The sequence below is a fragment of the Faecalibacterium sp. An192 genome (assembly GCF_002160175.1).
In the GTDB taxonomy this organism is placed as follows: Bacteria; Bacillota; Clostridia; order Oscillospirales; family Ruminococcaceae; genus Faecalibacterium.
In genome coordinates, this window is the sequence record NZ_NFKB01000018.1 from 1 (window position 1) to 22835 (window position 22835).

General features: G+C 59.9%; 20 protein-coding genes and 2 tRNA genes. 5 read left to right on the forward strand and 17 right to left on the reverse strand.

The genetic code is table 11. The features are described from left to right. Window positions 1-144: 144 nt before the first annotated feature. The 5 genes from B5F27_RS07295 to B5F27_RS07315 all read right to left on the reverse strand — a co-directional run bounded on the left by B5F27_RS07295 (window position 145) and on the right by B5F27_RS07315 (window position 2517). Complete coding sequence (locus B5F27_RS07295) at window positions 145-903, reverse strand: phage antirepressor KilAC domain-containing protein (protein WP_087365891.1); 759 nt, start codon at window positions 901-903, stop codon at window positions 145-147. A gap of 81 nt (window positions 904-984) precedes the next feature. Continuing rightward, window positions 985-1203, reverse strand: a complete 219-nt coding sequence (locus B5F27_RS07300) for a hypothetical protein (RefSeq protein WP_087365895.1) — start codon at window positions 1201-1203, stop codon at window positions 985-987. Next, window positions 1196-1489: a hypothetical protein gene (locus B5F27_RS07305; RefSeq protein WP_087249210.1), complete on the reverse strand. Its 294-nt coding sequence runs from the start codon at window positions 1487-1489 to the stop codon at window positions 1196-1198. Before B5F27_RS07305 ends, B5F27_RS07300 begins: the two co-directional genes overlap by 8 nt. 465 nt (window positions 1490-1954) lie before the next feature. Further along, window positions 1955-2031, reverse strand: a tRNA-Arg gene (locus tag B5F27_RS07310). Window positions 2032-2434: 403 nt separating this feature from the next. Continuing rightward, window positions 2435-2517: transfer RNA gene (locus tag B5F27_RS07315), tRNA-Leu, on the reverse strand. A gap of 167 nt (window positions 2518-2684) precedes the next feature. Here B5F27_RS07315 and B5F27_RS07320 point away from each other — a divergent pair. Further along, window positions 2685-3527, forward strand: coding sequence for a polysaccharide deacetylase family protein (locus tag B5F27_RS07320; protein ID WP_087365898.1), 843 nt, complete (start codon window positions 2685-2687; stop codon window positions 3525-3527). 247 nt (window positions 3528-3774) lie between these two features. Here the strand turns inward: B5F27_RS07320 and B5F27_RS07325 are convergent, their stop codons facing one another. The 7 genes from B5F27_RS07325 to B5F27_RS07355 form a co-directional block, all read right to left on the reverse strand. Next, entirely contained in the window at window positions 3775-4908 is a 1134-nt protein-coding gene (locus B5F27_RS07325; protein WP_087365901.1) for an SLC13 family permease, read from the reverse strand. A gap of 75 nt (window positions 4909-4983) precedes the next feature. Beyond that, window positions 4984-6387, reverse strand: a complete 1404-nt coding sequence (locus B5F27_RS07330; protein WP_206422997.1) for an aminopeptidase — start codon at window positions 6385-6387, stop codon at window positions 4984-4986. 67 nt (window positions 6388-6454) lie between these two features. After that, complete coding sequence (locus B5F27_RS07335) at window positions 6455-7015, reverse strand: lytic transglycosylase domain-containing protein (protein ID WP_242962120.1); 561 nt, start codon at window positions 7013-7015, stop codon at window positions 6455-6457. A gap of 2 nt (window positions 7016-7017) precedes the next feature. Continuing rightward, on the reverse strand, window positions 7018-7638 hold the full coding sequence (coaE, locus tag B5F27_RS07340; RefSeq protein WP_087365907.1) for a dephospho-CoA kinase: 621 nt from the start codon (window positions 7636-7638) through the stop codon (window positions 7018-7020). Further along, on the reverse strand, window positions 7635-8660 hold the full coding sequence (locus B5F27_RS07345) for an L-threonylcarbamoyladenylate synthase (RefSeq protein ID WP_087249220.1): 1026 nt from the start codon (window positions 8658-8660) through the stop codon (window positions 7635-7637). The genes coaE and B5F27_RS07345 overlap by 4 nt, the downstream gene beginning before the upstream one ends. Window positions 8661-8704: 44 nt before the next feature. Next, window positions 8705-9763, reverse strand: coding sequence for a peptide chain release factor 1 (prfA, locus tag B5F27_RS07350; RefSeq protein WP_204228871.1), 1059 nt, complete (start codon window positions 9761-9763; stop codon window positions 8705-8707). 69 nt (window positions 9764-9832) lie between these two features. Then, a complete protein-coding gene (locus B5F27_RS07355; protein WP_087249222.1) occupies window positions 9833-10030 on the reverse strand; it encodes a DUF951 domain-containing protein in 198 nt (65 codons plus the stop codon). A gap of 178 nt (window positions 10031-10208) precedes the next feature. Between B5F27_RS07355 and B5F27_RS07360 the strand changes: the two genes are divergently transcribed. The 4 genes from B5F27_RS07360 (at window position 10209) to B5F27_RS07375 (ending at window position 15946) form a co-directional block, all read left to right on the forward strand. Further along, entirely contained in the window at window positions 10209-11144 is a 936-nt protein-coding gene (locus B5F27_RS07360) for a S1 RNA-binding domain-containing protein (RefSeq protein WP_087365911.1), read from the forward strand. 88 nt (window positions 11145-11232) lie between these two features. Next, complete coding sequence (locus tag B5F27_RS07365; RefSeq protein ID WP_087249226.1) at window positions 11233-11790, forward strand: DUF4364 family protein; 558 nt, start codon at window positions 11233-11235, stop codon at window positions 11788-11790. 1652 nt (window positions 11791-13442) lie between these two features. After that, a complete protein-coding gene (locus tag B5F27_RS07370) occupies window positions 13443-15137 on the forward strand; it encodes a carbon starvation protein A (protein ID WP_087248918.1) in 1695 nt (564 codons plus the stop codon). A gap of 107 nt (window positions 15138-15244) precedes the next feature. Then, window positions 15245-15946, forward strand: coding sequence for a topoisomerase DNA-binding C4 zinc finger domain-containing protein (locus tag B5F27_RS07375; RefSeq protein ID WP_087365914.1), 702 nt, complete (start codon window positions 15245-15247; stop codon window positions 15944-15946). Window positions 15947-16074: 128 nt separating this feature from the next. On the opposite strand, the gene B5F27_RS07380 is transcribed toward B5F27_RS07375, so the two are convergent. The 5 genes from B5F27_RS07380 to B5F27_RS07400 form a co-directional block, all read right to left on the reverse strand. Beyond that, window positions 16075-16857 (reverse strand): hypothetical protein, encoded by a 783-nt coding sequence (locus B5F27_RS07380; protein WP_087365917.1) that lies wholly within the window; start codon window positions 16855-16857, stop codon window positions 16075-16077. A 32-nt stretch (window positions 16858-16889) separates the two neighbouring features. Next, window positions 16890-18986 (reverse strand): hypothetical protein, encoded by a 2097-nt coding sequence (locus B5F27_RS07385; protein ID WP_087365920.1) that lies wholly within the window; start codon window positions 18984-18986, stop codon window positions 16890-16892. A gap of 100 nt (window positions 18987-19086) precedes the next feature. Then, window positions 19087-20811 carry a twin-arginine translocation signal domain-containing protein gene (locus tag B5F27_RS07390; protein ID WP_087365922.1) on the reverse strand — a complete coding sequence of 575 codons (1725 nt, stop codon included), beginning with the start codon at window positions 20809-20811 and terminating at the stop codon, window positions 19087-19089. A gap of 48 nt (window positions 20812-20859) precedes the next feature. Continuing rightward, window positions 20860-21786, reverse strand: coding sequence for a carbohydrate ABC transporter permease (locus B5F27_RS07395; protein WP_087365925.1), 927 nt, complete (start codon window positions 21784-21786; stop codon window positions 20860-20862). Between the two features lie 12 nt (window positions 21787-21798). Beyond that, entirely contained in the window at window positions 21799-22740 is a 942-nt protein-coding gene (locus B5F27_RS07400; protein ID WP_087365928.1) for an ABC transporter permease subunit, read from the reverse strand. Window positions 22741-22835: the final 95 nt, after the last annotated feature.

Genomic DNA, 22835 nt, shown 5'->3' on the forward strand with positions numbered 1-22835 from the left:
TAAGTTCCGTGATTCATTGTGAAGCATATTCATCATCTCCACATTTATCATACCACTGCTGTACAGTGCGGCGGTGACTTCACTCTATTTTCTGGGTTTGCTCTAGATCATCTGTGTCTGTCATCTGTGGGCAGGGAGGCAATCTTACCTCTGCCATGCCTCAATCTCGGCCAGCTGCCGGCGCAGCTCATCTTTTCCGGCCGGGGTGAACAGGGTGTAGCAGCCGAAGAAACCGGTATCCCGGTTGTAGAAGTCCCTGACAATGAAAAGGCCCCGACGGAAGGGTCCCGCGTAGGGCATCAGGTTTCCGGCAGGGGCACGGTAGAGATACTTCTTATGCTGGAGATACTTGCAGAACAGCCGCTCGGGCACATTCAGTTCCTTGGCCGTGGCCCGGATGTTGGTGCAGTCACCCGGATTCACAAAGGCGTCGTAGAACTCTGCCTTGGGCTTCAGGTTCAGCAGCTCCTTCCGCAGCGCTTTGTTTTCCCTCCGCTCCTTGACCAGGGCGTCGGCAAAGCGGAAAAGGATTTCCGGGTCTCTCTCGATCTGCTCCATCAGCGATTCACCCAGGTAGCCGCCGTGCTTGCGGATGGTGGGGAGGACCTCATCGAACACCCAGCGCTCAAACCGCACCGCAGCGGGCAGTTTGCTGTGAACGATCAGCCGGTAAACATCACCTTCAGGGATAAAAACCATCTCCATCATCTTGTTCGGAGACTGGGGATGAGGTGTACCCCGTTTCAGGGTACACCGGCAATGACGCCCGATCGCGTTCTCCGGCTTAGCATAGCCGAGTGCTTTTGCTACATCGCTGGCACAGAACAGGCACTTGCCGTTCTCCTGGATCACGCGAATCTGTCCGAACTCTTTGCTGCTGAAGCTGGCCATCATGTTTTCCATAACTGAGTCTCCTTTACTCTGTTGCTGGTTCATCAAAAGAGGCCCCTTCGTTCCTTCCCGAAGGGGCCGTCCGTTCTTCCGTTATGCCGAGAACTTATCTTTGCGCAGCGGCTTGTCCCGCAGCGTCCTCCGGGTCTTGTCCATCGGACACCGGACAAACAGGCAGGTTCTATACTTGAAGTTGGGCTGGTTGTATTCACAGCTGCCGCAGCAGGCCGGCCGCTTGGCCTTTTTGGTCTGCCGCTCTTTTTTCTGGATCAGTTTCTCCGCTCGGCGGATGTCTCCCGTTTTCTTACCCATGACCGTTCTTCCTCCTTGCAGCCTTTGCTTCACGCTGCTTCCACAGGTCCCGTTCCAGGTCCTTATAGCAGCAGGCACTGACGCAGGGGGCGCCCACCGCATACCGGCAGCCCTCGCACTTCCGTTCTTCTTCGGTGATGACGACCTGGGCCAGGTAGTAGCAGTTCTCTCTGCCCAGGATGCAGCCCCGCCTCCTGTTTTTCCAGAACTGGCAGAACCGGCAGTCGGCCGGGCGGTCTGCGTGGTAGCGAACACCGTCGATCATGATGTAGTTCCGATCTTCCATCGTACTGACTCCTTTCATTGTCTCGGGAAAACAAAAAGCGGCCCTGATCTGCCATATCCTGGCAAGTCAGAGCCGCTATGTATATTCCGCATAGACCGACCAAAAAAGCCGTCAGTCTCCTGGATGTTTCTGATTTCTATAGAATGGGAGCTAATGTTCCGATGCGGGTTTTTTCGCATTTCTGGAATCATCTTCCATTTTTTCCTGTTTGGGCTTCCAATTTTTGGTGAATGATCGTTAAATGACATCGTTGGGAATTGGAGCTTTGTTCTTTTTTAGTCCGGCCTGAAAAGGGACCTCGAAAATTCCTTCTAGGCCCAGGCCCTTTTTCATTGGTTTTCGGCTAAGAACTTTTTTAAAATTTAGCCTCGTTCCCGTTTTGGGCTGGAAAAACCTGGTTTTCCCAACAAAAAAGGCGGAAAACTGGAGGCAGACTTTCGCGTCTGACCAATTTTCCGCCTGTTCTGGTGTCCCCGCCCGGGCTTGAACCGGGGGCCTCGGGCTTAGGAGGCTCGCGCTCTATCCAACTGAGCTACGGAGACTTATAGTTTTTGGGAGATTTTTTGTTTGAATCTTAACTGGTTTTCGGTTTTTGCTTTATTTTGTGTTTTTTGCCTTCGGAGGCTTTTCAGCCGTCCCAGCCGGTGCCGATTTTCCAGTTTTTGGGCTTTTTTGCACCTCTTTCAGCCGTCAGAAGCCGGTTTTTCGGGGGTGCGCTTGATCAATTTTGAACTGCCATCTGCATTTTTCCCAGCGGAAAGAGGTTCTTGACCGTCTTCCGCTTAGGAGGCGAACGCTCTATCCAGCTGAGCTATAGAGACCTATCCGGTTGGGGCGGCGCGGATGGGGCGCCGCCGGAAATATGGAAAAGCCTTTTTTGGGGAAAAGGCCCTGTTACAATAAAACGAGTGTCCTTACAGCGTTTTGCTATAAGAGCACCCGTCGTGGTGCGAGGGAAGGGATTTGAACCCTCAAGGTTACCCACACGCACCTCAAACGTGCGCGTCTGCCAGTTCCGCCACCCTCGCATATCTATCCGCGGCGCCCTTTGCCGGGGCCGTGTGCGAACTGCTTGATTATAATAGCACAGTTGGGCTCCAAAGTCAAGCCGTCAATTTGTTTTTCAGGGGTTTCATAGAAATTTTTCCGCCTCATATGCTGTTACTGAATTCTTTCCCACGCAAGGAGGCATTCTATGCAGTTTTCATTTTTCCGGGCGCACGGCGCGGTGCGCACCCTCCTGCTGGCGGCCGTCAGCGCCGTGGCGGGGTTCGGGCTGGGGTGGGGCCTGTCGGCGGGGCCCCTGGCCCTGTGCCGGGCCGAGGACCTGACCGCCGCCCCGGACACCCGCTTTCTGGAGGCGGTGGCCGCCCAGCAGGACACCAACGTCTCGGGCGAGGACACCGCCGCCCGCCGGGTCTGTCTCACCTTCGACGACGGCCCCAGCAAAACCACCCCCGCCGTCCTGCAGGCGCTGGCGGCTGAAAACGTCTCCGCCACCTTCTTTGTGGTGGCCAACGAATCCAACGAAAAGCACCTGCCCCTGATCCAGCAGGCCCAGCAGGCCGGCCACGAGATCGCCCTCCACTCCGCCTCCCACAAGTACAGCGACATCTACCGCAGCACCGACGCCTTTTGGAACGACATCGACCTGCTGCGGGAGCGGCTGGCCCCCTATGCCGACACGTCGGCCATCCGGTGCCTGCGGTTCCCCGGAGGCAGCACCAACACCGTCAGCCGGAAATACGGCGGCAGCGGCATTATGGCCGAGCTCAAGACCCAGGCCGAACAGCGGGGCTGGCGCTGGGTGGACTGGAACGTCTGCGCCGAGGACGCCGCCGGCGAAAAGCTCTCCGCCTCTGAGGTGTATTACAACGTCACCCACGGCAGCGAGGGCCTGGACCGCTGCATCGTCCTGATGCACGACTCCGCCACCACCGGCACCACCGCCGAGGCCCTGCCCGACATCATCCGCTGGTACAAGGACAACGGCTACACCTTCTGCACCATCTCCCAGCTGTATGACGAGCTGGCCTGACCCGGCCCCCAGTTGGCAGGCTCGCCGGGGGCTTCCCTGTGTCCGGGCATCCAAACAAAAATCCGCCGCTTCCGCGCCCCGCAGGGCCGAAACGGCGGACTTTTTATCGTTTGCGGTATTTATGGGGATGCCCTTCCGGGAAAACCTGCCCCGTATTTCCGGCGGAGGCGGGTTTCACGCCCCTGTCCGGGCGGGGGTCATCCCAGGGGAACCCGGTCAGACCGCTGTCCCCCGGCCGGGCCGGCCGTCACAGGGACAGCACCGCCCACAGGCCCAGCAGGGCCGCCAAAAACACCACATTGGACAGGGTGAACAGGGCGAAGTACTTCCCCTTTCCCTCCGGCTCCTCCCGGGCAATCTGGCGGTAGGAAATCAGGCTGGCCATGGAGGCAATCAGGGTGCCCAGGCCGCCCAGGTTGGTGCCGATGATGAGAGCCTGGGTGTTCTGGGTGAAGCCGGACAGCAGCAGCGCCGCCGGGACGTTGCTGGTGACCTGGGAGGCCAGCACCGACACCAGCACCTCCCGCCCGGCAATGATCCCCTGCAGCCAGCTGGAAAAGGCGGGAATCCGGCCCAGGTTGCCGATGAAGATGAAGAAGGCCACAAAGGTCAGCAGCAGCGAATAGTCCACCCCGCCCAGGGTGTCCCGGTCGGCCGCCAGGGCCGCCAGCAGCACCGCCGCCAGGGCCGCCCCATAGGGCAGCACCCGCATCACCGCCAGCAGGCAGACCACAAACAGCACGCCATACATGCCGATGATTCTGCGGCTGGAGGGGGCGTTCTGGCGGGACTCCAGGAAGGGCCCCGACCCCGACCGCTGGCCACGGCACACCAGCACCGCCCAGGCCACCAGCATCACCAGGGACGCCAGGCTGTAGGGCAGCATCAGGGCCACAAAGGCACCCATCCCCATGCCGCTCTTGCCGTAGAGGTAGAGGTTCTGGGGGTTGCCGATGGGGGTGAGCATACTGCCCAGGTTGGCCGCCACCGTCTGCATGCACACCACCGGCAGGGCCAGCTTTTGACGCATTTCGCCGCCCATGCTGTCCAGCACCGCAAAGGTGAAGGGCACAAAGGTCAGCAGGGCCACGTCGTTGGTGATGAACATGCTGCCGAAAAAGCACAGACCCACCAGCACCAGCACCAGCTGCAGGGTGCCGCCGCTCAAGGCCAGCAGGGCCCGGCCCATCCGGTCAAAGACGCCCTGCCGCCGCAGGCCCGCCATCACCGTCATCAGGGAAAACAAAATCGCCAGGGTGCGCCAGTCAATATACCCCAGATAGGCCGCGTCCGGCCGGACAAAAAAGGCCGAAACCACCGCCAGGGCCGCCGCCACCGCCAGCACCGTCTCCTGTTTGAGAAACTGCTTGAGTTTTGTCATACGATCCTCCCCCAACCCGCAAAAGGAGCGGCGCAGGCTGACGCCGCGCCGCTCCACGGGGTTACGCTTTTGGGTTTACTCCTCCGCGGCTGCAAAGGTGCTGAACGCACGGTAAGCCATGTACAGGTCGGTCTTGCTGACCACCTCGAAGGGAGAGTGCATGGACAGCACCGGCACGCCGATGTCCACCACGGGGATGCCGTAGCGGGCCACCTCGGTGGCCACGGTGCCGCCGCCGCCCAGGTCGATGCGGCCCAGCTCGCCCACCTGCCATGCCACGCCGGCCTCATCCAGCATACGGGTCAGGTAGCCCATCTGCTCGGCGGTGGCGTCGTTGGCAGCGCTCTTGCCGCGGCTGCCGGTGTACTTGAAGAAGGCCACGCCGCGGCCTGCATAGGTGCCGTTCTGGGGCTCGAATGCGCTGGCCCAGGTGGGGTCATAGGCGGCGGTGACGTCCGCCGACAGGCACAGGCTGCTGCGGAAGGCGCGGATGGAGTCGGCGCCCTGGCAGGCGCACAGCTGGCGCAGCCAGTCATAGGTGAAGGCGCTGCCCATGCCGGTGATGCCGTAGCTGCCGATCTCCTCCTTGTCTGCCAGGACGCAGACGGTGGTGTAGGCGGGGTTCTTGACCTGGATCTCGGCCATCAGGGCGGGGTATGCGTCCACGCGGTCGTCCTGGCCGTAGCCGCCGACCATGGACCGGTCAAAGCCGATGTCGCGGGCGGGGGTGGCGGGGACGATCTCCAGCTCGGCGCGGGTGAAGTCCTTCTCGGTGATGCCGTACTTCTCGTTCAGCAGCATCATGGTGCTGAGCTTGACCTTCTCCTTGATGTCCTCGTCGGCCACGGCGTCGGAACCAATCAGGATGTTCAGCTCCTCGCCGCGGATGCCGTCGGACAGCTCACGCTTGTTCTGCTCGGCGCTCAGGTGGGGCAGCAGGTCGGTGATGCAGAAAGCGGGGTCCCCCACGTCCTCGCCCACCTGGACGGTGACCGAGCTGCCGTCGGCGCGGGTCAGCACGCCATGGATGGCCAGGGGCATGGTGGCCCACTGGTACTTGCGGATGCCGCCGTAGTAGTGGGTCTTGAAGTAGCTGAAGTGGGCAGCCTCATACAGGGGGTTGGGACGGATGTCCAGGCGGGGGCTGTCGATGTGGGCGATCATCAGGCGGAAGCCGTCCTCCAGGGAGCGGGTGCCGATGGTGGCGCACAGAACCACCTTCTTGTGGTGGATCCAATAGACCTTGTCGCCGGGGTTGTACTTCTTGCGGTCGTCAAACAGCTGATAGCCGGCGTCCTGCAGGGCCTTCTCAGCGTAGACGGCCACCTCCCGCTCGGTCTTGCAGCGGGTGATGAAATCCTTGTAGCCCTCGGCAAAGTCTGCGGCTGCCTGGCGCACGGCGGCGTCCTTGTCCGACTTGTACTCGGGCTCATACAGAAGCTCTTTGGCCTTCTTCTGCATTTCGGTCAGTTCTTTCATAGTGTATACCTCGTTTTCCATCCGAAGGGCGGAGCGGGGAGCGGCCCGCAGACGCCCTTTTTCATTTTTATATACTGGAGCCGTACAGCTCCGTATAGCGTTCATAGCTGCGGAGAATCTTCTCCACGTAGTGGTTCATGTTGCTGTAGGGGAAGCTGGGCAGGGTCCGGCCGTCCCCCGCATAGTCCTCGCGGTTGAGCAGGCTGTCCACCGTCCCCCACCCGCTGTGATAGGCCGCGGCCGCGGTGGCCACGTCCCCGCCGTACCGGTCCAGGCACAGCCGCAGGTAATACGCCCCGAACCGCACCGCGCAGTCGGGGTCATAGAGGTCGTCGAAGGTCAGGTCCTCCTGGGGGGCCAGCTTGGTCTTGAGCCAGTCGAAGGTCTCCTCGGTCATCTGCATCAGGCCGCGGGCCCCCATATTGGACACCGCCTCGGGGTCAAAGCCGCTCTCGGTGCGGATAAAGGTATAGATCAGCAGGTGGTCCAGGTCATATTCCGCCGCGTAAGTATGGACGATATCGGGGAATTTGCAGGGGTAGAGCTGCCGCTCCACCTGGCGCACCAGGGCCGGCATACAGGCCAGCACCACCACCGCCAGAATCAGGGCGATGAGTCTCTTTCGCACGTTCAAATCCTCTCAACCGCACCTCCCTTTGCCTGGGCCAGCAGCTGGTCCACCAGGGCCTCAGCCTTTTGGCGCAGCTGGTCCCGGGTGCCGTCGTTTTCCAGCACCACGTCCGCCCGGGCCCGCAGCCGGGCCTCGGGCAGCTGGGCGTCCAGGCGGCGCCGGGCCATTTCGGGCCGGATGCCGTCCCGCAGGACAATCCGCTGGACGCTGGTCTCATAGGGGGCGGCCACCACCACCAGGCGGTCCCACGCCCCATCCAGGGCGCTGCCCACCAGCACCGCCCCGTCGATGACAAAGAGGGGGCTGCCGGCCTGACGGGCCGCCCGGCCCGCCGCCTGAATCCCCTCTACAATGGCGGGATGGGTGATGGCGTCCAGGGCCTGTTTGCCCTCGGGGGTGGCGAAAGCCCGGTCCGCCAGCAGGCGGCGGTTGAGCACCCCATCCTCCAGGATATCCGGCCCGAACCGCTCCGCCAGCTTCTCCAGCACCGGCGAGCCGGGCTGCAGGATCTGGCGGGACAGCTGGTCGGCGTCCACGGTGGGGATGCCCCGGGAGACAAAACACTCGGTCACGGTGGATTTGCCGCAGCCGCTGCGGCCTGTGATGGCTACCGTCATCATAGGTCGATCACCCGGAACGCCGCGGCGCGGATCAGGCGGTTGTACACCGCCATGGACACGCCGTCCTTCTGGGGGCAGCGGGCGTAGACCACCCGGTCCCCCTGTTCATCCAGGGCCCGCAGGCACCGGAAAATGTGTTTGGACTGGTCCGCCCCGTCCCCCTCCCGGCCGTATTCCACGCAGGGGAAGGGCAGCCGGGCCGCCTCGCCGGTGAAGCACAGGCAGGCGGGGTCCTGGTCGGCGTGGGCCTGGACATAGGCCTTGAACTGGTCAAAGCTGCCGTTCAGGATGGTGATATCCGCCTTGGGGGCGTAATGTTTGTACTTCATGCCGGGGCTGCGGGCCACCTCGCCCTCGGCCAGCTTTTCCAGGATGGCCCCCGACAGGACCACTTCCTCCCCCAGAGCCCGTTCCAGGTCCTCCAGGGTGATGTAGCCGGGGCGCAGGAGGGTGGGTTTCTCCCCCACCACCGACACCACGGTGGACTCCACCCCCACGGCACAGGCCCCGCCGTCCAGAATCAGAGGCAGGCGGCCCTGCATATCGGTCCAGACGTCCTGGGCGGTGGTGGGGCTGGGTTTGCCCGACAAATTGGCCGACGGCGCCGCAAAGGCGCAGCCGCTGGCCTCGATGACGCGGCGGACCACCGGGTGGCTGGGCATCCGGATGCCCACCGTATCCAGCCCGGCGCAGCACTCGTCTGCCACCTCGGGACCCCGGGGCATGATGATGGTCAGCGGACCCGGCCAGAAGGCCGCCGCCAGCAGCTGGGCCCGCTCGGGGAACTCGCTGACCAGGCCCGGCAGCATCTTCACATCGTCGATGTGGACGATGAGGGGGTTATCCTGGGGCCGGCCCTTGGCCTCAAATATCTTGGCCACCGCTTTGCCGTTGCGGGCGTCGGCGGCGATGCCGTACACCGTCTCGGTGGGCAGGGCCAAAATCTCCCCCTGCCGCAGCAGGGCGGCCGCCCGGGCAATTCCCGCGTCGTCCGCCGGGCAGAGAAGGGTTTCAATCTCCATAGTGATTCATCTGCTTTCCAGTTTTCAATTCTCGTCCGGGCCGCTCAAAGCCGGGACAGCTTTTCGGCCTGTTCCTTCATAATCAGGGCGTCCAGCACCTCGTCCAGGTTGCCGTCCATCACCTTGTCCAGGTTGTGGACGGTGAGGCCGATCCGATGGTCGGTGCAGCGGTCCTGGGGGAAATTATAGGTGCGGATCTTTTCGCTGCGGTCGCCGGTGCCCACCTGGGCCTGGCGGCCGGCGTTGATGGCGCTCTGCTGTTCGCTCTTTTTCTGGGCCAGCAGCCGGCTGCGCAGGATTTCCAGGGCTTTGTCCTTGTTCTGGAACTGGCTGCGCTCGTTCTGGCACTCCACCACCATGCCGGTGGGCAGGTGGGTGATGCGGATGGCGCTGGATGTCTTATTGATATGCTGGCCGCCCGCCCCCGATGAACGGAAGGTGTCGATCCGCAGATCCTTCATGTCCAGCTCCACCTCCACCTCCTCGGCCTGGGGCAGCACCGCCACCGTGGCCGTCGAGGTGTGAATCCGGCCCTGGGTCTCGGTGTCGGGCACGCGCTGCACCCGATGGACCCCGCTCTCAAATTTCAGGCGGCTGTAGGCGCCCTGGCCGTTGACGGCGAACACCGCCTCCCGGACCCCTCCCAGCTCGGTCTCGCTGAGGTTGAGCAGCTCCATCTGCCAGTGGCGGGACTGGGCGTACATGCTGTACATCCGCACCAGGCTGTGGGCAAACAGGGCCGCCTCCTCCCCGCCGACGCCGCTGCGCACCTCCACGATGACGCTGCGGCCGTCGTATTCATCCCGGGGCAAAAGAAGAAGTTTGAGAGAATTTTCCAGTTTCGCCGCGGATTGTGTTTTTTCGCAGATTTCCTGCTGTATCATTTGCTTGAAGTCCGGCTCCTGGGCGTCCTCGCCCGCGAGCAGGGCTTTTGCCTGTGCCAGGTGATCCAGCTCGGTCTGCCAGGCCCGCCAGGTGTTCACCACCGGCTCGGCCTCGTGGTATTCCTGCATCAGCTGCCGGAACTTGGCCGGGTCCGCCGCGGTCTCGGGCTGGTTCAGCCGGTGGGACAGCTCGGCAAAACGCCGGCTCACCGCCTCCATCTGTTGTTCCAGGTTCAAAAAAGGTTCGCTCCTTTCTGCATCGAAACGTTTGCTCCCATGCAAAAGCGGCTAGCGCTCCCCTTCCGGGGCGGGCTTGATGACCTTTTTGATGTTCTTTTCGATCTTGACCCGGGGCAGCATGACCTCGCGTCCGCAGCCTGTGCAGCGGATGCGAAAATCCATCCCCACACGCAGCACCTCAAAGCTGGAGGCGCCGCAGGGATGCTTTTTGCGGGTCTGAATGATGTCTCCGACGGCGATATCCATGGGCAGGCTCCTTTCCTGGCTGGCTGTGCGGCCGCCGACGCCGGCGGGACCGCATTCCATAGTATAAACCAAACGCATGTAAAAAGCAAATACCCTACAAAAAATTCGCATATGCTGTTACCAGGCCGCCTGGCCGTCTGGCCGCAATGCAACTGAACCGAAGAAAGAGGAACGAAAGATGATGCAAAGCTTCAGAACCGAAGGCAACTATCGTGACGCGTCCCGCCTGAGCAGCGCCGAGCTGCGGGCCGCCATGGCGGGGGGCGAAATCCTCCAGAGCACCGCCCTGGCGTTCGACACCCAGCGCCAGCTCCGCTTTGAGCTGGGCGGGGTGCGTGGGATCATGCCCTTCGCCGAATGCGCCGAGGGGGCCGGCACCGGCGCGGTGCGGGACATTGCGGCGCTCACCCGGGTGGGGCGGGCCACCTGCTTTGTGATCGAGGGGCTGGAGGAGGACGCCCAGGGCCGGCCCTATTACCGGCTGTCCCGGGCGAGGGCCCAGCAGATGTGCCGGGAGGAATATCTGGACACCCTGGCCCCGGGGGACATTCTGCCCTGTGCGGTGACCCACATCGAATCCTTTGGGGCCTTCTGCGACGTGGGCTGCGGCATCAGCGCCCTGCTGCCCATCGACTGCATGTCGGTGAGCCGCATCTCCTCCCCCGCCGACCGGGTCAGCGTGGGGCAGCAGATCCTCTGCGCCCTGCGCAGCCGGGACGCCCAGGGCCGGTTTGTTCTGACCATCCGGGAGCTGCTGGGGACCTGGGCCGAAAACGCCGCCGCCTTCTCCCCCGGTGAGACGGTGGTGGGGATTGTCCGCAGCATCGAGGAGTACGGCACCTTTGTGGAGATCGCACCCAATCTGGCCGGGCTGGCCGAGAGCTGTCCCGACCTGCGCCCGGGCCAGGCCGTCAGCGTCTACATCAAGAGCATCCTGCCCGAAAAAATGAAGATCAAGCTGGTGATCGTCAACCGCAGCCTGGGCCAGAACCACCGCTTTGACCTGCAATATTTCGTCACCGAGGGCCACATCGACCGCTGGGTCTACTCCACCCCCGAGAGCAAAAAGCAGATCGTCACCGAATTCGCCTGCCCGGCCCTGAATCCGGCTTGAAATCCGGGCCGAAACCTTTTATACTGGTAGCATACGCAAGCTCTATGGCGGGCCATGCCCGCCTCATCATAAAAGGATGTGAAGAAACATGGCTGAACGCGACGCCTTTACCGCCGGGGTCCGGCCCGGCGGACTGACCACCAGCACCGAGATCCGGCTGCTGCTGTGTTATCTGGTGCAGAACACCGGCGCGGTGTCCCAGCATCAGCTGGAAACCGCCCTGATGGACACCCAGCTGGTGAATTATTTCGAGATCGGTTCGGGGCTGGACGACATCCGGCGTCAGGGACTGGTGCAGGTGGATGCCGAAGGGCTGTTCACCATCACCGACAAGGGGCGCAAGGTGGCCGGGGAGCTGGCCTACGACCTGCCCCGCAGCGTCCGGGAAAAGGCGGTGGCCGCCGTACTCAAGGCACAGCTGTGGTCCCGCAAGCGGGCGGAGTACAGCGCCACCATCACCGAGGGCGAAATGGGCCGCTGTACCGTCCACTGCACCATCAACCGCCTGGACGAAAAACTTTTCTCCCTGGACCTGGGCATGCCCGACCGACTCACCGCCGAACAGGTGAAAAAACAGTTCATCCTCAAGGGCAACGAGATCTACCAGCTCCTCATCAACAAGCTGACCGAAGAAGAGAACGCCTGAGTTACTTTTCTGGAAGAAAAGTAACCAAAAGGCAGCCGAGCCGAGCGCGTCCAGTGGACGAAGCAGCGAGGCGAGGCTGGCGCCGCGCTCCGGTTTTTGCAAGCGCCGTCCCTGGCGCGCCGCAAAAATCGGCTAAGCGCAAGAGGTTTCACCTGGTACCGCTGACCGCTGTGGACTTCACCTGGCCCTGCCGGCGGCAAACTTTCAGCCGCTTTATGAGGCTCCCGGCCTGCGGCCCGGTGAGTCCGAGGTTTCGGATGACCTGATTTTCTTGTCCGGCACGTCTGAAAAAGCAACAACAAAGTCCCCCGCTTCTCAAAAAGAGGCGGGGGTTTTCTGTTGTTATGGGTTTACCCACGGGCCCCGCGACCGCCAGAGCGGTCGCACTCAGCAATCGGAGCGGCGGGCAAAAGCCGTTAAGAAAAACACCCGTGCCGCCGTTTGAGGCTCTGAAAGTTTCCACGGACCAGGCATGACAGTGTTTTTTAGGCTTTTGAACGCCGCGACTTCCTCTTTTGGGTCCAGGGCAGCTTTGGCCCGGCGCGTCCAGTGGACGAAACAGCCGGGCCGAAGCTGGCGCAGCGCTCCGGTTTTTGCAAGCGCCCTCCGCGGCGCGCCGCAAAAATCGGCTAAGCGCAAGAGGCCTGGTCGTTAGGGAGGGTAGGGAGTCCAGAGGGCCTAGGGAGGGGGAGTCGAAACCCCCTCCCTGGCCCTCTGGCCCCAGCGGAGCGGACAAAGACGAAAAAGAAAAAAGTGTTAAAGGTGGGGCGGCAAAGCGCAAGAGAGCCGCCCCTCCCTGCTCCGGGTTGCGGTGCCCTGCTTTTGCTTCGAGCGTCGCTGCGCTCTCGCAAAAAGCAGACCGCTGTCCTCTTGCGCTTAGCCAATTTTCCCAGCGGGCGACAGTGCGCCCTTGTGAAAATTGGAGCGCGGCGCCAAACACAGCTCCCTGTTTCGTCCGCAGGACGCGGTCGCTGTGTTTGCCCCTGCTCCGCCTCGGCTGTTTCTGCCGCAGGCAGCGCCTCGGCTCCGCAGCCCTCTGGCCCCAGCGGAGCGGACAAAAAAGAAAAGAAATAGAATGTTCAAGGGCAGAGCGGCAAAGCGCAAGAAAACCAGCCCTCCAGCCTCCGGGCTGCGGGGGCGGCGCTTCATGGTCAAAAAGTGTTCAAAGATTGCTCACTTTACGGACACAGTTTTATCACACCATACAAATCTTCACGAGACGGTTGACAAGCTTTCACCTTCGTGCTACTGTAGTGGCGTTCAAACACCAGACACCAAATGCGATGAACAGGATCTGTCTGCCCGCACACCGCTTGCAGAGAGCCGCCGACGATGAAAACGCGGCAGCAAGGAGCGGGCCGGCCATCCCCTGCAAGCAGCCTGTGCGAAAGGCCAGCCGCCCACTAGCACCGGCCGGAAGCCCACCGTTATCCCGGGCGCGCGGTACAGGCCGGTTCGCCGGCCCTGCCGCGGCAGAGTGGCCGCCCCCGGCGGCAAGCAAAGTGGTAACGCGGAGCATTCAGCCTTCGTCTTTGCATCCAGTTGCAAGACTGTGTGCACAGGACGGGGGCTTTTTTATTCGCCGGCGTCTGGCCCGAGAACCAACCGCCTGCCCGGCAGGCAAATCTTCACTGAAAGAGAAGGGGAAAATCATGAACACACTTGTTATCGTCCTGATCGCAGCGGTGTGCCTCATTGCGGCCTACACCCTTTACGGGCGCTGGATCGCCAAGAGCTGGGGCATCGACCCCACCGCCAAAACCCCTGCCGTCCGCCTGAACGACGGCAAGGACTACGTTCCCACCGACGGCTGGACCGTGTTCAGCCATCAGTTCAGCTCCATCGCCGGCGCCGGCCCTGTCACCGGCGCCATCCAGGCCGCCGCCTTCGGCTGGCTGCCGGTGCTGCTGTGGATTCTGCTGGGCGGCGTCTTTTTCGGCGCTGTCACCGACTTCGGCGCCCTGTACGCCAGCGTCAAGAACGACGGCAAGTCCATGGGCCTGCTGATTGAAAAGTACATCGGCAAGCTGGGCCGCAAGCTGTTCCTGCTGTTCTGCTGGCTGTTTACCCTGCTGGTGATCGCCGCCTTTGCAGACATGGTGGCCGGCACCTTCAATGCCTTCGGCGCAGACGGCGCCCTGGTGGAAGCTGCCCAGACCAACGGCGCAGCCGGCAGCATCTCGCTGCTGTTCATCGTCTTCGCCATGATCTTTGGCCTGATCCAGAAGAACTTCCACCTCACCGGCTGGAAGGAGGCCGCCGTGGGCCTGGTATGCACCGTGGCCGCCCTGGCTCTGGGCATGATGATGCCTCTGGTGGCAGACCAGACCACCTGGACCTACATCACCTTCGTTTACATCTTCTTCGCCGCCGTCCTGCCCATGTGGCTCCTCAAACAGCCCCGCGACTACATGACCACCTTCATGTTCATCGGCATGATCGCCGGCGCTGTGGTGGGCCTGCTGGTGGCTCACCCCACCATGAACCTGCCGGTGTTCACCGGCTTCCACAACGACAGCCTGGGCGACCTGTTCCCCATCCTGTTCGTCACGGTGGCCTGCGGCGCCGTGTCCGGCTTCCACAGCCTGGTGTCCTCCGGCACCTCCTCCAAGACCGTTGAAAACGAAAAAGACATGCTGAAGGTCGGCTACGGCGCCATGGTGCTGGAAAGCCTGCTGGCTGTCCTGGCCCTGTGCGTGGCAGGCGCATCCGCTGCCGCCGACGGCACCGCCGCCGTGGGCACTCCCTTCCAGATCTTCAGCCGCGGCGTGGCCGGCTTCCTGGAAATGTTCGGCGTGCCGGTGTATGTGGCCCAGTGCTTCATGACCATGTGCGTGTCGGCTCTGGCTCTCACCAGTCTGGACGCCGTGGCCCGCATCGGCCGCATGAGCTTCCAGGAACTGTTCAGCGTGGACGACATGGCCCACGCCGAGGGCTGGCGCAAGCTGCTGTGCAACACCTATTTCGCCACCGTCATCACCCTGGTGTGCGGCTTCATCCTGACCAAGGTGGGCTACTCCAACATCTGGCCCCTGTTCGGCTCCGCCAACCAGCTGCTGAGCGCTCTGGTTCTGGTGACCCTCTGCGTCTTCCTCAAGGTCACCGGCCGCAGCAACAAGATGCTGTTCCCCCCGCTGATCATCATGCTGTGCGTCACCTTCACCGCTCTGGTGCAGCGGCTCATGGCTCTGATCCAGGCTTTCCAGGCCGGCAGCGCCACCTTCATGATGGAGGGCCTGCAGCTGATCTTCGCCGTCCTGCTGATCGCCCTGGGCCTGACCATCGTGGTCAACTCTCTGCGGTCCTACTTCCGCGCTGAGCACAACAGCGAAGCCAGCGCCAAGTAACCCCCGCCGGGCTTGATAAAACCAGCCGGCACCCCCATCCATTGAAAACAACACAAAACCAAAACAGCCGCCGCCCGGGACCCAAGCCTCGGACGGCGGTTGTTGTTATGTTATCTACGGAGTATCGTTTTATCCGGCGGATGCGCTTTTTCCTCTTGCGGTTCCCTGAATTTTCGGAACAGCATTTTGATGGCGTGATTCCAGATGTTGTTGTTTATTCTGGAGAAAAATACTTTTTTATAGAAATATTTGTGACCCATCCAGTAGATGAGCGCAAACTTTCCAAATTGCAAAACAATAATATTTCCACGCTCGAAATCGATTTAAGTAAGTTTGACAGAATGATTCCACTTGAAGAACTCCAAGAAATTCTTTTGCAAAGTAATAAAGCCAAGAAATGGCTCTATAATGCAGTTGCAACCAAATGGCTGAGCCGATTTAAAAAAGTCGCAGACAAAAAAAGCATTGTAGAACATAGCTATGCCCTACATGTATATGATTGTCCTCTTAAAATGCGCACTTGGCACAGACGTACCTATGCCAATATTATAGATGATTGCTTTTACTGTGAATACTGTATTTCGAATACTGATGGAATTATTCTATGTTCCGGCAGACAACGAATAGCACATATAAAGGATTTTAATGTCTCGCTAGAAACTCGATTAAAAAGCGAAGCTAGAATGAAAGAACTGCATTATTGCCCATTGTGTGGCTCACTGATGATGAAACGACAGGAAAAATACGGTTCCTTTTGGGAATGCAGCCGATATCCACAATGTAAAGCAACGATATCAGCAGAAGAATAAACATCTGATAAGTTAAGTCATGACCCCCGGCAAAGCCGGGGGTCATGACTTTTGTAAGCACCCCCTCATGCCCCTGCGTGAGGGGCGACGGCAAAATCAGACAAAATAGGATGCTTTGTCAAACTGTTTTATCTTCTTTGTTCCTGTGCATTGTGAACTCTAACTTCCAGATCCAGAGCCTGCTCCATAGGGCGGTAGATGAGGAACAGAGCAGCCGCAGCCGGGAGCCATCCATTGCCCAGAATCAGCACCACATACGATGCTGGCGCAAACCATCCGATTCCAACTCCATAGGCCAGCAGCAAAATCGCCGCTCCAACGCTGCGGGGCAGGCCATGCAGAAACAAAAGCACACTGTTTTTCAAGGTTCGCCCCAGAGGCTGGTCAAACAAGACAATCTGGCTTACCAGATAGAGCGCCAGACCGACGCCGATCACCATGCCCAGCAATACCCCTCCCAAAAGACCGGGTGTGCCGCTTCCTTCCAGAATGAGCTGTACTGCCAAGCGCTCCAGGGCTGCCGCTGCTCCCAGCACAGCTCCCGGCAGCAGCCCGGCTTTCAGGCTTTCCTTCCAGGCTTTCCGCCAGGCACTCCAACCGTAAAAAGGCTCATCCCGCAGCCCCCGAAGGATCAAATCGGTCAGGGCACACAGCTCAGGGGCGGCGATCATTCCCCCCAGCGCTCCCGCTACAGCCGTCCCCGCTACAGATCGGGTCAGCAAAGCCAAAGAAACCAGCATCATCCAGGGCAGAATCCCCGCCAGGCCTGCCAGACCTGCTCCAAAAAAGCTGGACAAATCCCGGGTACATACTTCCCACAGGCGGCGGATTCCCTTTTTGCGGGGCTCATTCGGCTCCACACCCGGGCCCGGCCGGTCCTCTCGGCGGAACAAATCCTGCAGCAGACTCATGATATCCTCTCTTTCGCGGTTACGCCGCTGATTCAAAAGATTTCCCTGATCCCCAGCCCATAAGGTACCGGGTGATTTCCATACCGGTTGGCCAGGCTGCCAGTGACGGTAAGCTGCAGCCTGTTGGTGCCAAGATGCAGATACGGTTTCAATTCAAACCGGCAGGGCGACCAGAACGCAGCCCCTGCGTCCCTGCCATTCACTGTCAGCTCGCACATTTCCTCCGCCTGGACCGGCAGCAGGATGCTTTCGGCTTCCAGCAGTTCACTGGACACGGTCAGTTCTGTCTGGTAAACCTTTTGGATGGCATCCGGCCGCTCTTCCACCAGGTAGAAAGATTGTTCCGGCAGAATCACTGGCTGCACCGCAGTCGGCAGACTGTCCCATTGGGTTCGGCTGCAGCTGAAAACCAACACACTGCCACGCCGGGGCAGCCGAACCGGAGCCGTATCCTTTGCCGCCAGGCGGGCAGCCTTTCCTTCCCATAGGTCATACTGGCCAAGGCAATCTGCACCCGGAAACCGAATCTCTGCCTCCAGTTCCTCCTCGCCTTCGTTGACCAGCAGCCAGCATTCCACACCATCCTGCTGGAAGCGGCGCACCCGAAGTTCTTCCTGTTCCGGGCTGCACAGGCAGTCAGGTGTGACAGCTTGGGTAAAGGCCTCACTGCCCAGATGGGGCAGCTCCGGGAAAAAGTCCATGTCTCCGGCCACGGCGTTAAAGGCAAGGCCCCGGCAGTGCAGCTGTCCCCTTTCCATCCGGCAATCCGGCCAAACGCTCTCGGGCAAATAGCAATAGCTGATTTGTGCTTTTTGAAGCCGGGCGGCCACATCGGGATGAAGATCCCGGTTGCGGCAGGGCAAAGCCACCTGTACCTGTACTTCGGTGTCGGTCAGCAAGGCCGACAACCGACGAATGTAGGTAGCCCAAAGTTGGTATCTTCCCCACCAGATGCTATGAGGCCCCACATCCGGCGGGCGCTCTCCCTTGCGGGGGCCTTCAATGCTGTAGTAAAAAGCATGGGGAATGAACAGGTTCACCCCTCGCACCGCCAGCCAGTCCAGATACCACTTGATATCCCCGCCCGACAGCTGCCACGGATTGCCGTCCCGGTTGCAGGCGCCAAAGCACTCGTTGGCATTGCGGCGGCAGCCCATCAGCAGGGCTGCATCCGCACTGCAATGTCCCATAGTGGAGTCAATTCCTTCCGTGGCATTATGCCGCGGCCCCACCCATCGCAGAGCCAGATCCTGGCCCGGAATCTGAAACCATTTTTCTACCTCGATGTCATCGCTGCGGTGGGGATGACCCACCAGGGCAATTCCATGCCCGGCGCACCACTCCGACAGCCGGCGGTAATAGACGCTCCCCTCTTTTTCCAGAATCATCGTCTCATACAGCCGGGTAGACGCGTTTTCTTTCCCGTGAAACAGCGCTGTCAAATCCTCCAGCACCCCGCCGGCAGCAGTGAATTCCTCTTCCAGCCCCATCGTCCAGGGAAATGGCGTCCGGGCATTCCGGCCCAGGATGCTGGGCTCGTCGGTAAAGAATCCAATGATGGTTGTTCCAAACCAGGGTTTCAGCCGCTGATAGTAGGCATCGTGGGTCAGTCGGATAAACAAATCCACCGCGTCCGGGTTCAGCAGATCGGTGCTGGGAGGTGCATCCGGCTCACCGTCGTCCTGGCCAAAATGAATACCCCGGATGGTTCCCTTGCTGAACCGGCTCACCAGAACACCCTCCGCCGTCCGGGCCAGGACGGTGTCCCCCGGCTCTTCCGCTGGCACAAGGTCGATGCCCCGGGAGGCAAACGCAGGATCGGCCGCCACCACCTGTCCGCAGGCTGACCCGGAGGGATACATCCCCTCATCGTAGAGGATCACCTGCATTCCCAGTCGGGCAGCCTCCCGGACAGCTGTTTCCATGGCGTGGAAAAACGATTCCGACAGGTATTCCATCTCTTTGGGCAGACCGATGCGGGGATGCAGCACCACACCATACACGCCATGGGCTGCAAAGTCTTGCAGCTGGCGGCAGATTTCTTCATCTTTCAGATCATCATTCAAAAACCAGAACGGAAACGGCGTGTATTCCCTGCCCGGCTGGTCCAGCAGCTGCAGCAATTCCATGGAGGTTCTCCTTTCATTTTTCCTGTTTCTGAAAAGGCAGGTGCCTCTGTCTGTTTATACAGAAGCACCTGCCAGAATGCATGAAACCTTTGTTATCGAATCAGGCCTGGAGAGAATCGCGGATCTTGATGGCGTTCTCGATGTCGGCCAGGCGCCAATCAATAATATCCTGAGCGCCCAGACCCTCGCAGTCGGCCAGCAGCTTGTCCCACAGGGCGTCGAAGGAAGCCTGGTCCTCAGCATACACCATCTGCCAGCTGGCATTGGTGACCTTGTCCCGGATGGCGTCCACCGTCAGCTGCATCATGTCGTCAGGCAGAGAAGTAAAACTGCTGATGTAATCCAGCTTGCTGGTGTCGGCAAAGGCGTTCTCCGCTGCCAGCCAGTCGGCCCAGGTTTCATAGCCCACCGTATCCTGCCACTGATGATACAGCTCGTTGTCGGTGCTGATTTCGTTCATCTCAGTCCAGGCAGTGGTATAGCAGCACCGCTTGTTCCCCTCACCATCACCGTAGCTGCACAGGGTACCGTTCCAGATGATCCAGGGAGTATTCCAGTACTCAATCTTCTCGCCGGTAGACAGCTCGAAATCCTGGAAAGAGGAATGTCCATCGGTGAGCCAGGCCAGACCTTCTTCGGTCAGGAATGCATTTCCCTGGTCGTCCGACTCCCAGAACTCACCATCGGGACCCGAGGTGATCACCAGATAGGCGTCGGGGTCGCACAGCATATCCAGATAGGCCAGGCAGGCATCCAGGTTCTGGGTCTTGGCATTGATGCCGATCATATAGGCAGAATCGCCATAAGGACGGGTTGCATTGTAATAGACTTTGGTGCCGGGGACGTAGTAGGGCAGATACTTGGGGGCCCAGCCCGGCAGGTAGCCCGACGGAATCATAGCGTAGCCGTCATCCACCTTGATCTTCTGGGTGGCACGGTCATTGCTGATGCTGTCGGGGTCCACCAGACCCCGGCGGTAGGCCTCATTGTACCACTGCAGTCCCTTGTAATACATGCTGTCTTTGGACAGAATCGAGGAGACGGTGCCGTTGACCATGTCCATTTCCAGCAGGTAAGACAGCTGGTCCTCCTTGTAGCCCTGCATCCGGTACCACATAACCATACAGGCCCAATAGCTGGTATCCGAGCCGCTGTTGAGGACGGTACCGTAGTTTTTGGTGCCGTCAGCCTCGGTGGGCTGGGCGGCCAGCATCTGTTCCATCACGTCCAGCAGGTCGTCCATGCTGTTGATGGCAGGCGCACCGATCTGTTCGTATACATCCCAGCGCAGCTTGACGGCGTTGCGCTCGGTGGAATCCTGGTAAAGGTATTTGTTGTAGTTGTCGCCGATGGAGGTGGGAATGCCGTAGACCCCTTCGGTGCCGGCGCTCTTGTAGGCACGGACATAGTTCAGGGCGGTGGCTGCCGGCTCGAAAGCCTGCAGGTGAGGCAGCTTGTCCATATAATCATCCAGGTTCAGCAGCATGCCGCCCTGAATCATGACATCCAGGCTGTCCTCCGGGATGAACATAACGTCCGGCAGATCCCCCGAGGCCAGAATGGCATTGGTACGCTCATCCGAATAGGCCCAGACCTCCAGGTTGAACCCGCGGGAAGCAAAGAACTCACCCTTGTAGCCGCCCACTGTGCCCGAAGACACATTGGCGGCGCTGGGATAGAAGGTAATGGTGGGGGTCCCGCCCGAGGCAGCACCGGAACCCGAGCTGGCGGCAGTGGAATCCGACCCGCCGCAGGCGGCCAGAACCCCGGCAGCCGAGGCGGCACCCATGATTTTCATAAACTTACGGCGCGAAATCTTTTTCATGATAAAGTTCCTTTCTCTCTATTTTTACCGGTACAGATACGAAATCAATCAGCCCTTGACGGCGCCCACCATAATGCCCTTGACGTAGAATTTCTGGACAAAGGGATACACGCAGATGATGGGGATGGTGACCACAGCCGTGAGGGTAAGCCGGATACCCACCGGGGTGATGGTGGCGTAGGGGTTTTCGTTGGCGATCTGGTTTGCCGCTGCGGTAACCTGGTTCAGCAGCTCATACAGCAGGAATTGCAGGGTGTACAGTTTGGTGTTGGTGATGTACATCTGGGTGGTAAAGAAGTCGTTCCACTGGTTCACCGCTGTAAAGAGGGATACCGTGGCCAGGATGGGGCCTTGCAGGGGCAGAACGATGCGGAAGAACCGCGTCAGGTAGCCTGCGCCGTCCAGATAGGCCGATTCCTCCAGCTCGGGGCTCATAGACTCAATGGAGGTCTTGACCAGAACCATATTGTACACCGACAGGCACAGGGGTACAACATAAATCCAGAACGTATTGGTCAGACCCAGCAGCTTGTTATTCAGGTAGATGGGAATCATGCCGGCCGAAAAGTACATGGTCACCACCACAAAACGATACCAGAAAGTATGGCCCCACATATTGGGTTTGGTGAAGATGTAGGCGGCGTAGGAAGTGAATACCAGACTCAGAGCGGTGGTAATGACGGTGCGGGCCACCGAGATAAAGGCCGCCTGAGCCAGACCCTCCACCTGGAAGATCTCGATGTAATTCTGGAAGTTGATGCCAGTGGGCAGTAGGAACACCTTGTTGAGGTTGACCGCCTGCTGGTCGCTGATGGTGCAGATGATGAGGTAATAGAAGGGATACACGCAGATCAGGGCCACAATGGCGAACAGGATGGTAAAGATGACGTTGTAAATCTTGTCCTCGGTCGTCATGCGGATATGGCGGTGAGCACCCTGGTCTGTTGGGGACTTGCGGTTGAGAATTCCAGTCATAGCTGTTCCTCCTTAGAATACGCTGGTGCCGCGAATCTTCTTGGAGGCAAAGTTTGCCGACGCAAAAAGGATGACTGCGACAACCGATTTCATGATGCCGACGGCAACGCTGAAGGAAATCTGGCCGCTGCCAATACCCAGGTTATAGACGTACAGGTCCAGAACCTCAATATGACTCATGTTCAGTGCGTTGCTGAAAGCCAGGAACTGGTCGATGCCGGAGTTGAGGAAGTTGCCGATGTTGATGACCAGCAGTACAAAGAAGGTAGGCATCAGCAGGGGGATGGTAATGCGGGTGATTTTCTGCCAGCGGTTGGCGCCGTCGATCTCGGCGGCCTCATAGACCTGCTGGTCCAGGCCGGTAATGGCTGCGAAGTAAACGATGGCATTCCAGCCCATGGACTTCCACAGGTTGAGCAGAGCCTGGGTGAGCCAGACGTGCTGGTCGGTGGTGAGGATATTGATGGTCTGCTCAAAACCCATCTCGTGGATCATGGAATTGATGAGGCCAGAGGAACCAAAGATGCTGGAGGCCAGTGAGAACATGATGACCCAGCTGATGAAGTGGGGCAACGTAGTGACCGTCTGGACCAGCTTCTGAAAACGCTTGCTCTTGATCTCGCTGAGGAAGATCGCGAACAGCATGGGCACCGGCATCAGGATATAATTGAGGATCTGAATGCCGAAGGTGTTGCGCAGCACCCGGAACAGGTTGTCCCGCATGACAGCGTTGCCGAACAGGTTCTGAAAGTTTTGCAGTCCGACAAAGTCGCACTGGCTGAGGGAGAGGCCTGGTTTGTAGGAGAAAAAGGCGTAGGACCAGCCCCACAGGGGCATATACTTGAACACAAAGATATAGATAATAACCGGCAGGGCCAGCAGGAACAGTTTATAGGATTCCCACTTTTTGCCTCTGGCGCGGGACCGCAAAGCGGCGATGGCTTCATTGCCCATAAAAAGCGTCAGCTCCTTTTACATTCTCAATGGGTGGGTTCCAACGTTGGCATTCTTTACAAGAATTATTTTATATGACAGTTAGGTCAGTTTAC

Excerpts from the sequence above, each read along its gene's own strand:
- B5F27_RS07400 (WP_087365928.1), bottom strand. The coding sequence starts at position 22,740 with ATGGGCAATGAAGCCATCGCCGCTTTGCGGTCCCGCGCCAGAGGCAAA.
- coaE (WP_087365907.1), bottom strand. The coding sequence starts at position 7,638 with ATGATGACGGTAGCCATCACAGGCCGCAGCGGCTGCGGCAAATCCACC.
- B5F27_RS07375 (WP_087365914.1), top strand. The coding sequence starts at position 15,245 with ATGTTATCTACGGAGTATCGTTTTATCCGGCGGATGCGCTTTTTCCTC.
- prfA (WP_204228871.1), bottom strand. The coding sequence starts at position 9,763 with ATGGAGGCGGTGAGCCGGCGTTTTGCCGAGCTGTCCCACCGGCTGAAC.
- B5F27_RS07295 (WP_087365891.1), bottom strand. The coding sequence starts at position 903 with ATGGAAAACATGATGGCCAGCTTCAGCAGCAAAGAGTTCGGACAGATT.
- B5F27_RS07370 (WP_087248918.1), top strand. The coding sequence starts at position 13,443 with ATGAACACACTTGTTATCGTCCTGATCGCAGCGGTGTGCCTCATTGCG.
- B5F27_RS07365 (WP_087249226.1), top strand. The coding sequence starts at position 11,233 with ATGGCTGAACGCGACGCCTTTACCGCCGGGGTCCGGCCCGGCGGACTG.
- B5F27_RS07330 (WP_206422997.1), bottom strand. The coding sequence starts at position 6,387 with ATGAAAGAACTGACCGAAATGCAGAAGAAGGCCAAAGAGCTTCTGTAT.
- B5F27_RS07300 (WP_087365895.1), bottom strand. The coding sequence starts at position 1,203 with ATGGGTAAGAAAACGGGAGACATCCGCCGAGCGGAGAAACTGATCCAG.
- B5F27_RS07360 (WP_087365911.1), top strand. The coding sequence starts at position 10,209 with ATGATGCAAAGCTTCAGAACCGAAGGCAACTATCGTGACGCGTCCCGC.
- B5F27_RS07355 (WP_087249222.1), bottom strand. The coding sequence starts at position 10,030 with ATGGATATCGCCGTCGGAGACATCATTCAGACCCGCAAAAAGCATCCC.
- B5F27_RS07380 (WP_087365917.1), bottom strand. The coding sequence starts at position 16,857 with ATGAGTCTGCTGCAGGATTTGTTCCGCCGAGAGGACCGGCCGGGCCCG.
- B5F27_RS07325 (WP_087365901.1), bottom strand. The coding sequence starts at position 4,908 with ATGACAAAACTCAAGCAGTTTCTCAAACAGGAGACGGTGCTGGCGGTG.
- B5F27_RS07320 (WP_087365898.1), top strand. The coding sequence starts at position 2,685 with ATGCAGTTTTCATTTTTCCGGGCGCACGGCGCGGTGCGCACCCTCCTG.
- B5F27_RS07345 (WP_087249220.1), bottom strand. The coding sequence starts at position 8,660 with ATGGAGATTGAAACCCTTCTCTGCCCGGCGGACGACGCGGGAATTGCC.
- B5F27_RS07305 (WP_087249210.1), bottom strand. The coding sequence starts at position 1,489 with ATGGAAGATCGGAACTACATCATGATCGACGGTGTTCGCTACCACGCA.
- B5F27_RS07390 (WP_087365922.1), bottom strand. The coding sequence starts at position 20,811 with ATGAAAAAGATTTCGCGCCGTAAGTTTATGAAAATCATGGGTGCCGCC.
- B5F27_RS07385 (WP_087365920.1), bottom strand. The coding sequence starts at position 18,986 with ATGGAATTGCTGCAGCTGCTGGACCAGCCGGGCAGGGAATACACGCCG.
- B5F27_RS07395 (WP_087365925.1), bottom strand. The coding sequence starts at position 21,786 with ATGACTGGAATTCTCAACCGCAAGTCCCCAACAGACCAGGGTGCTCAC.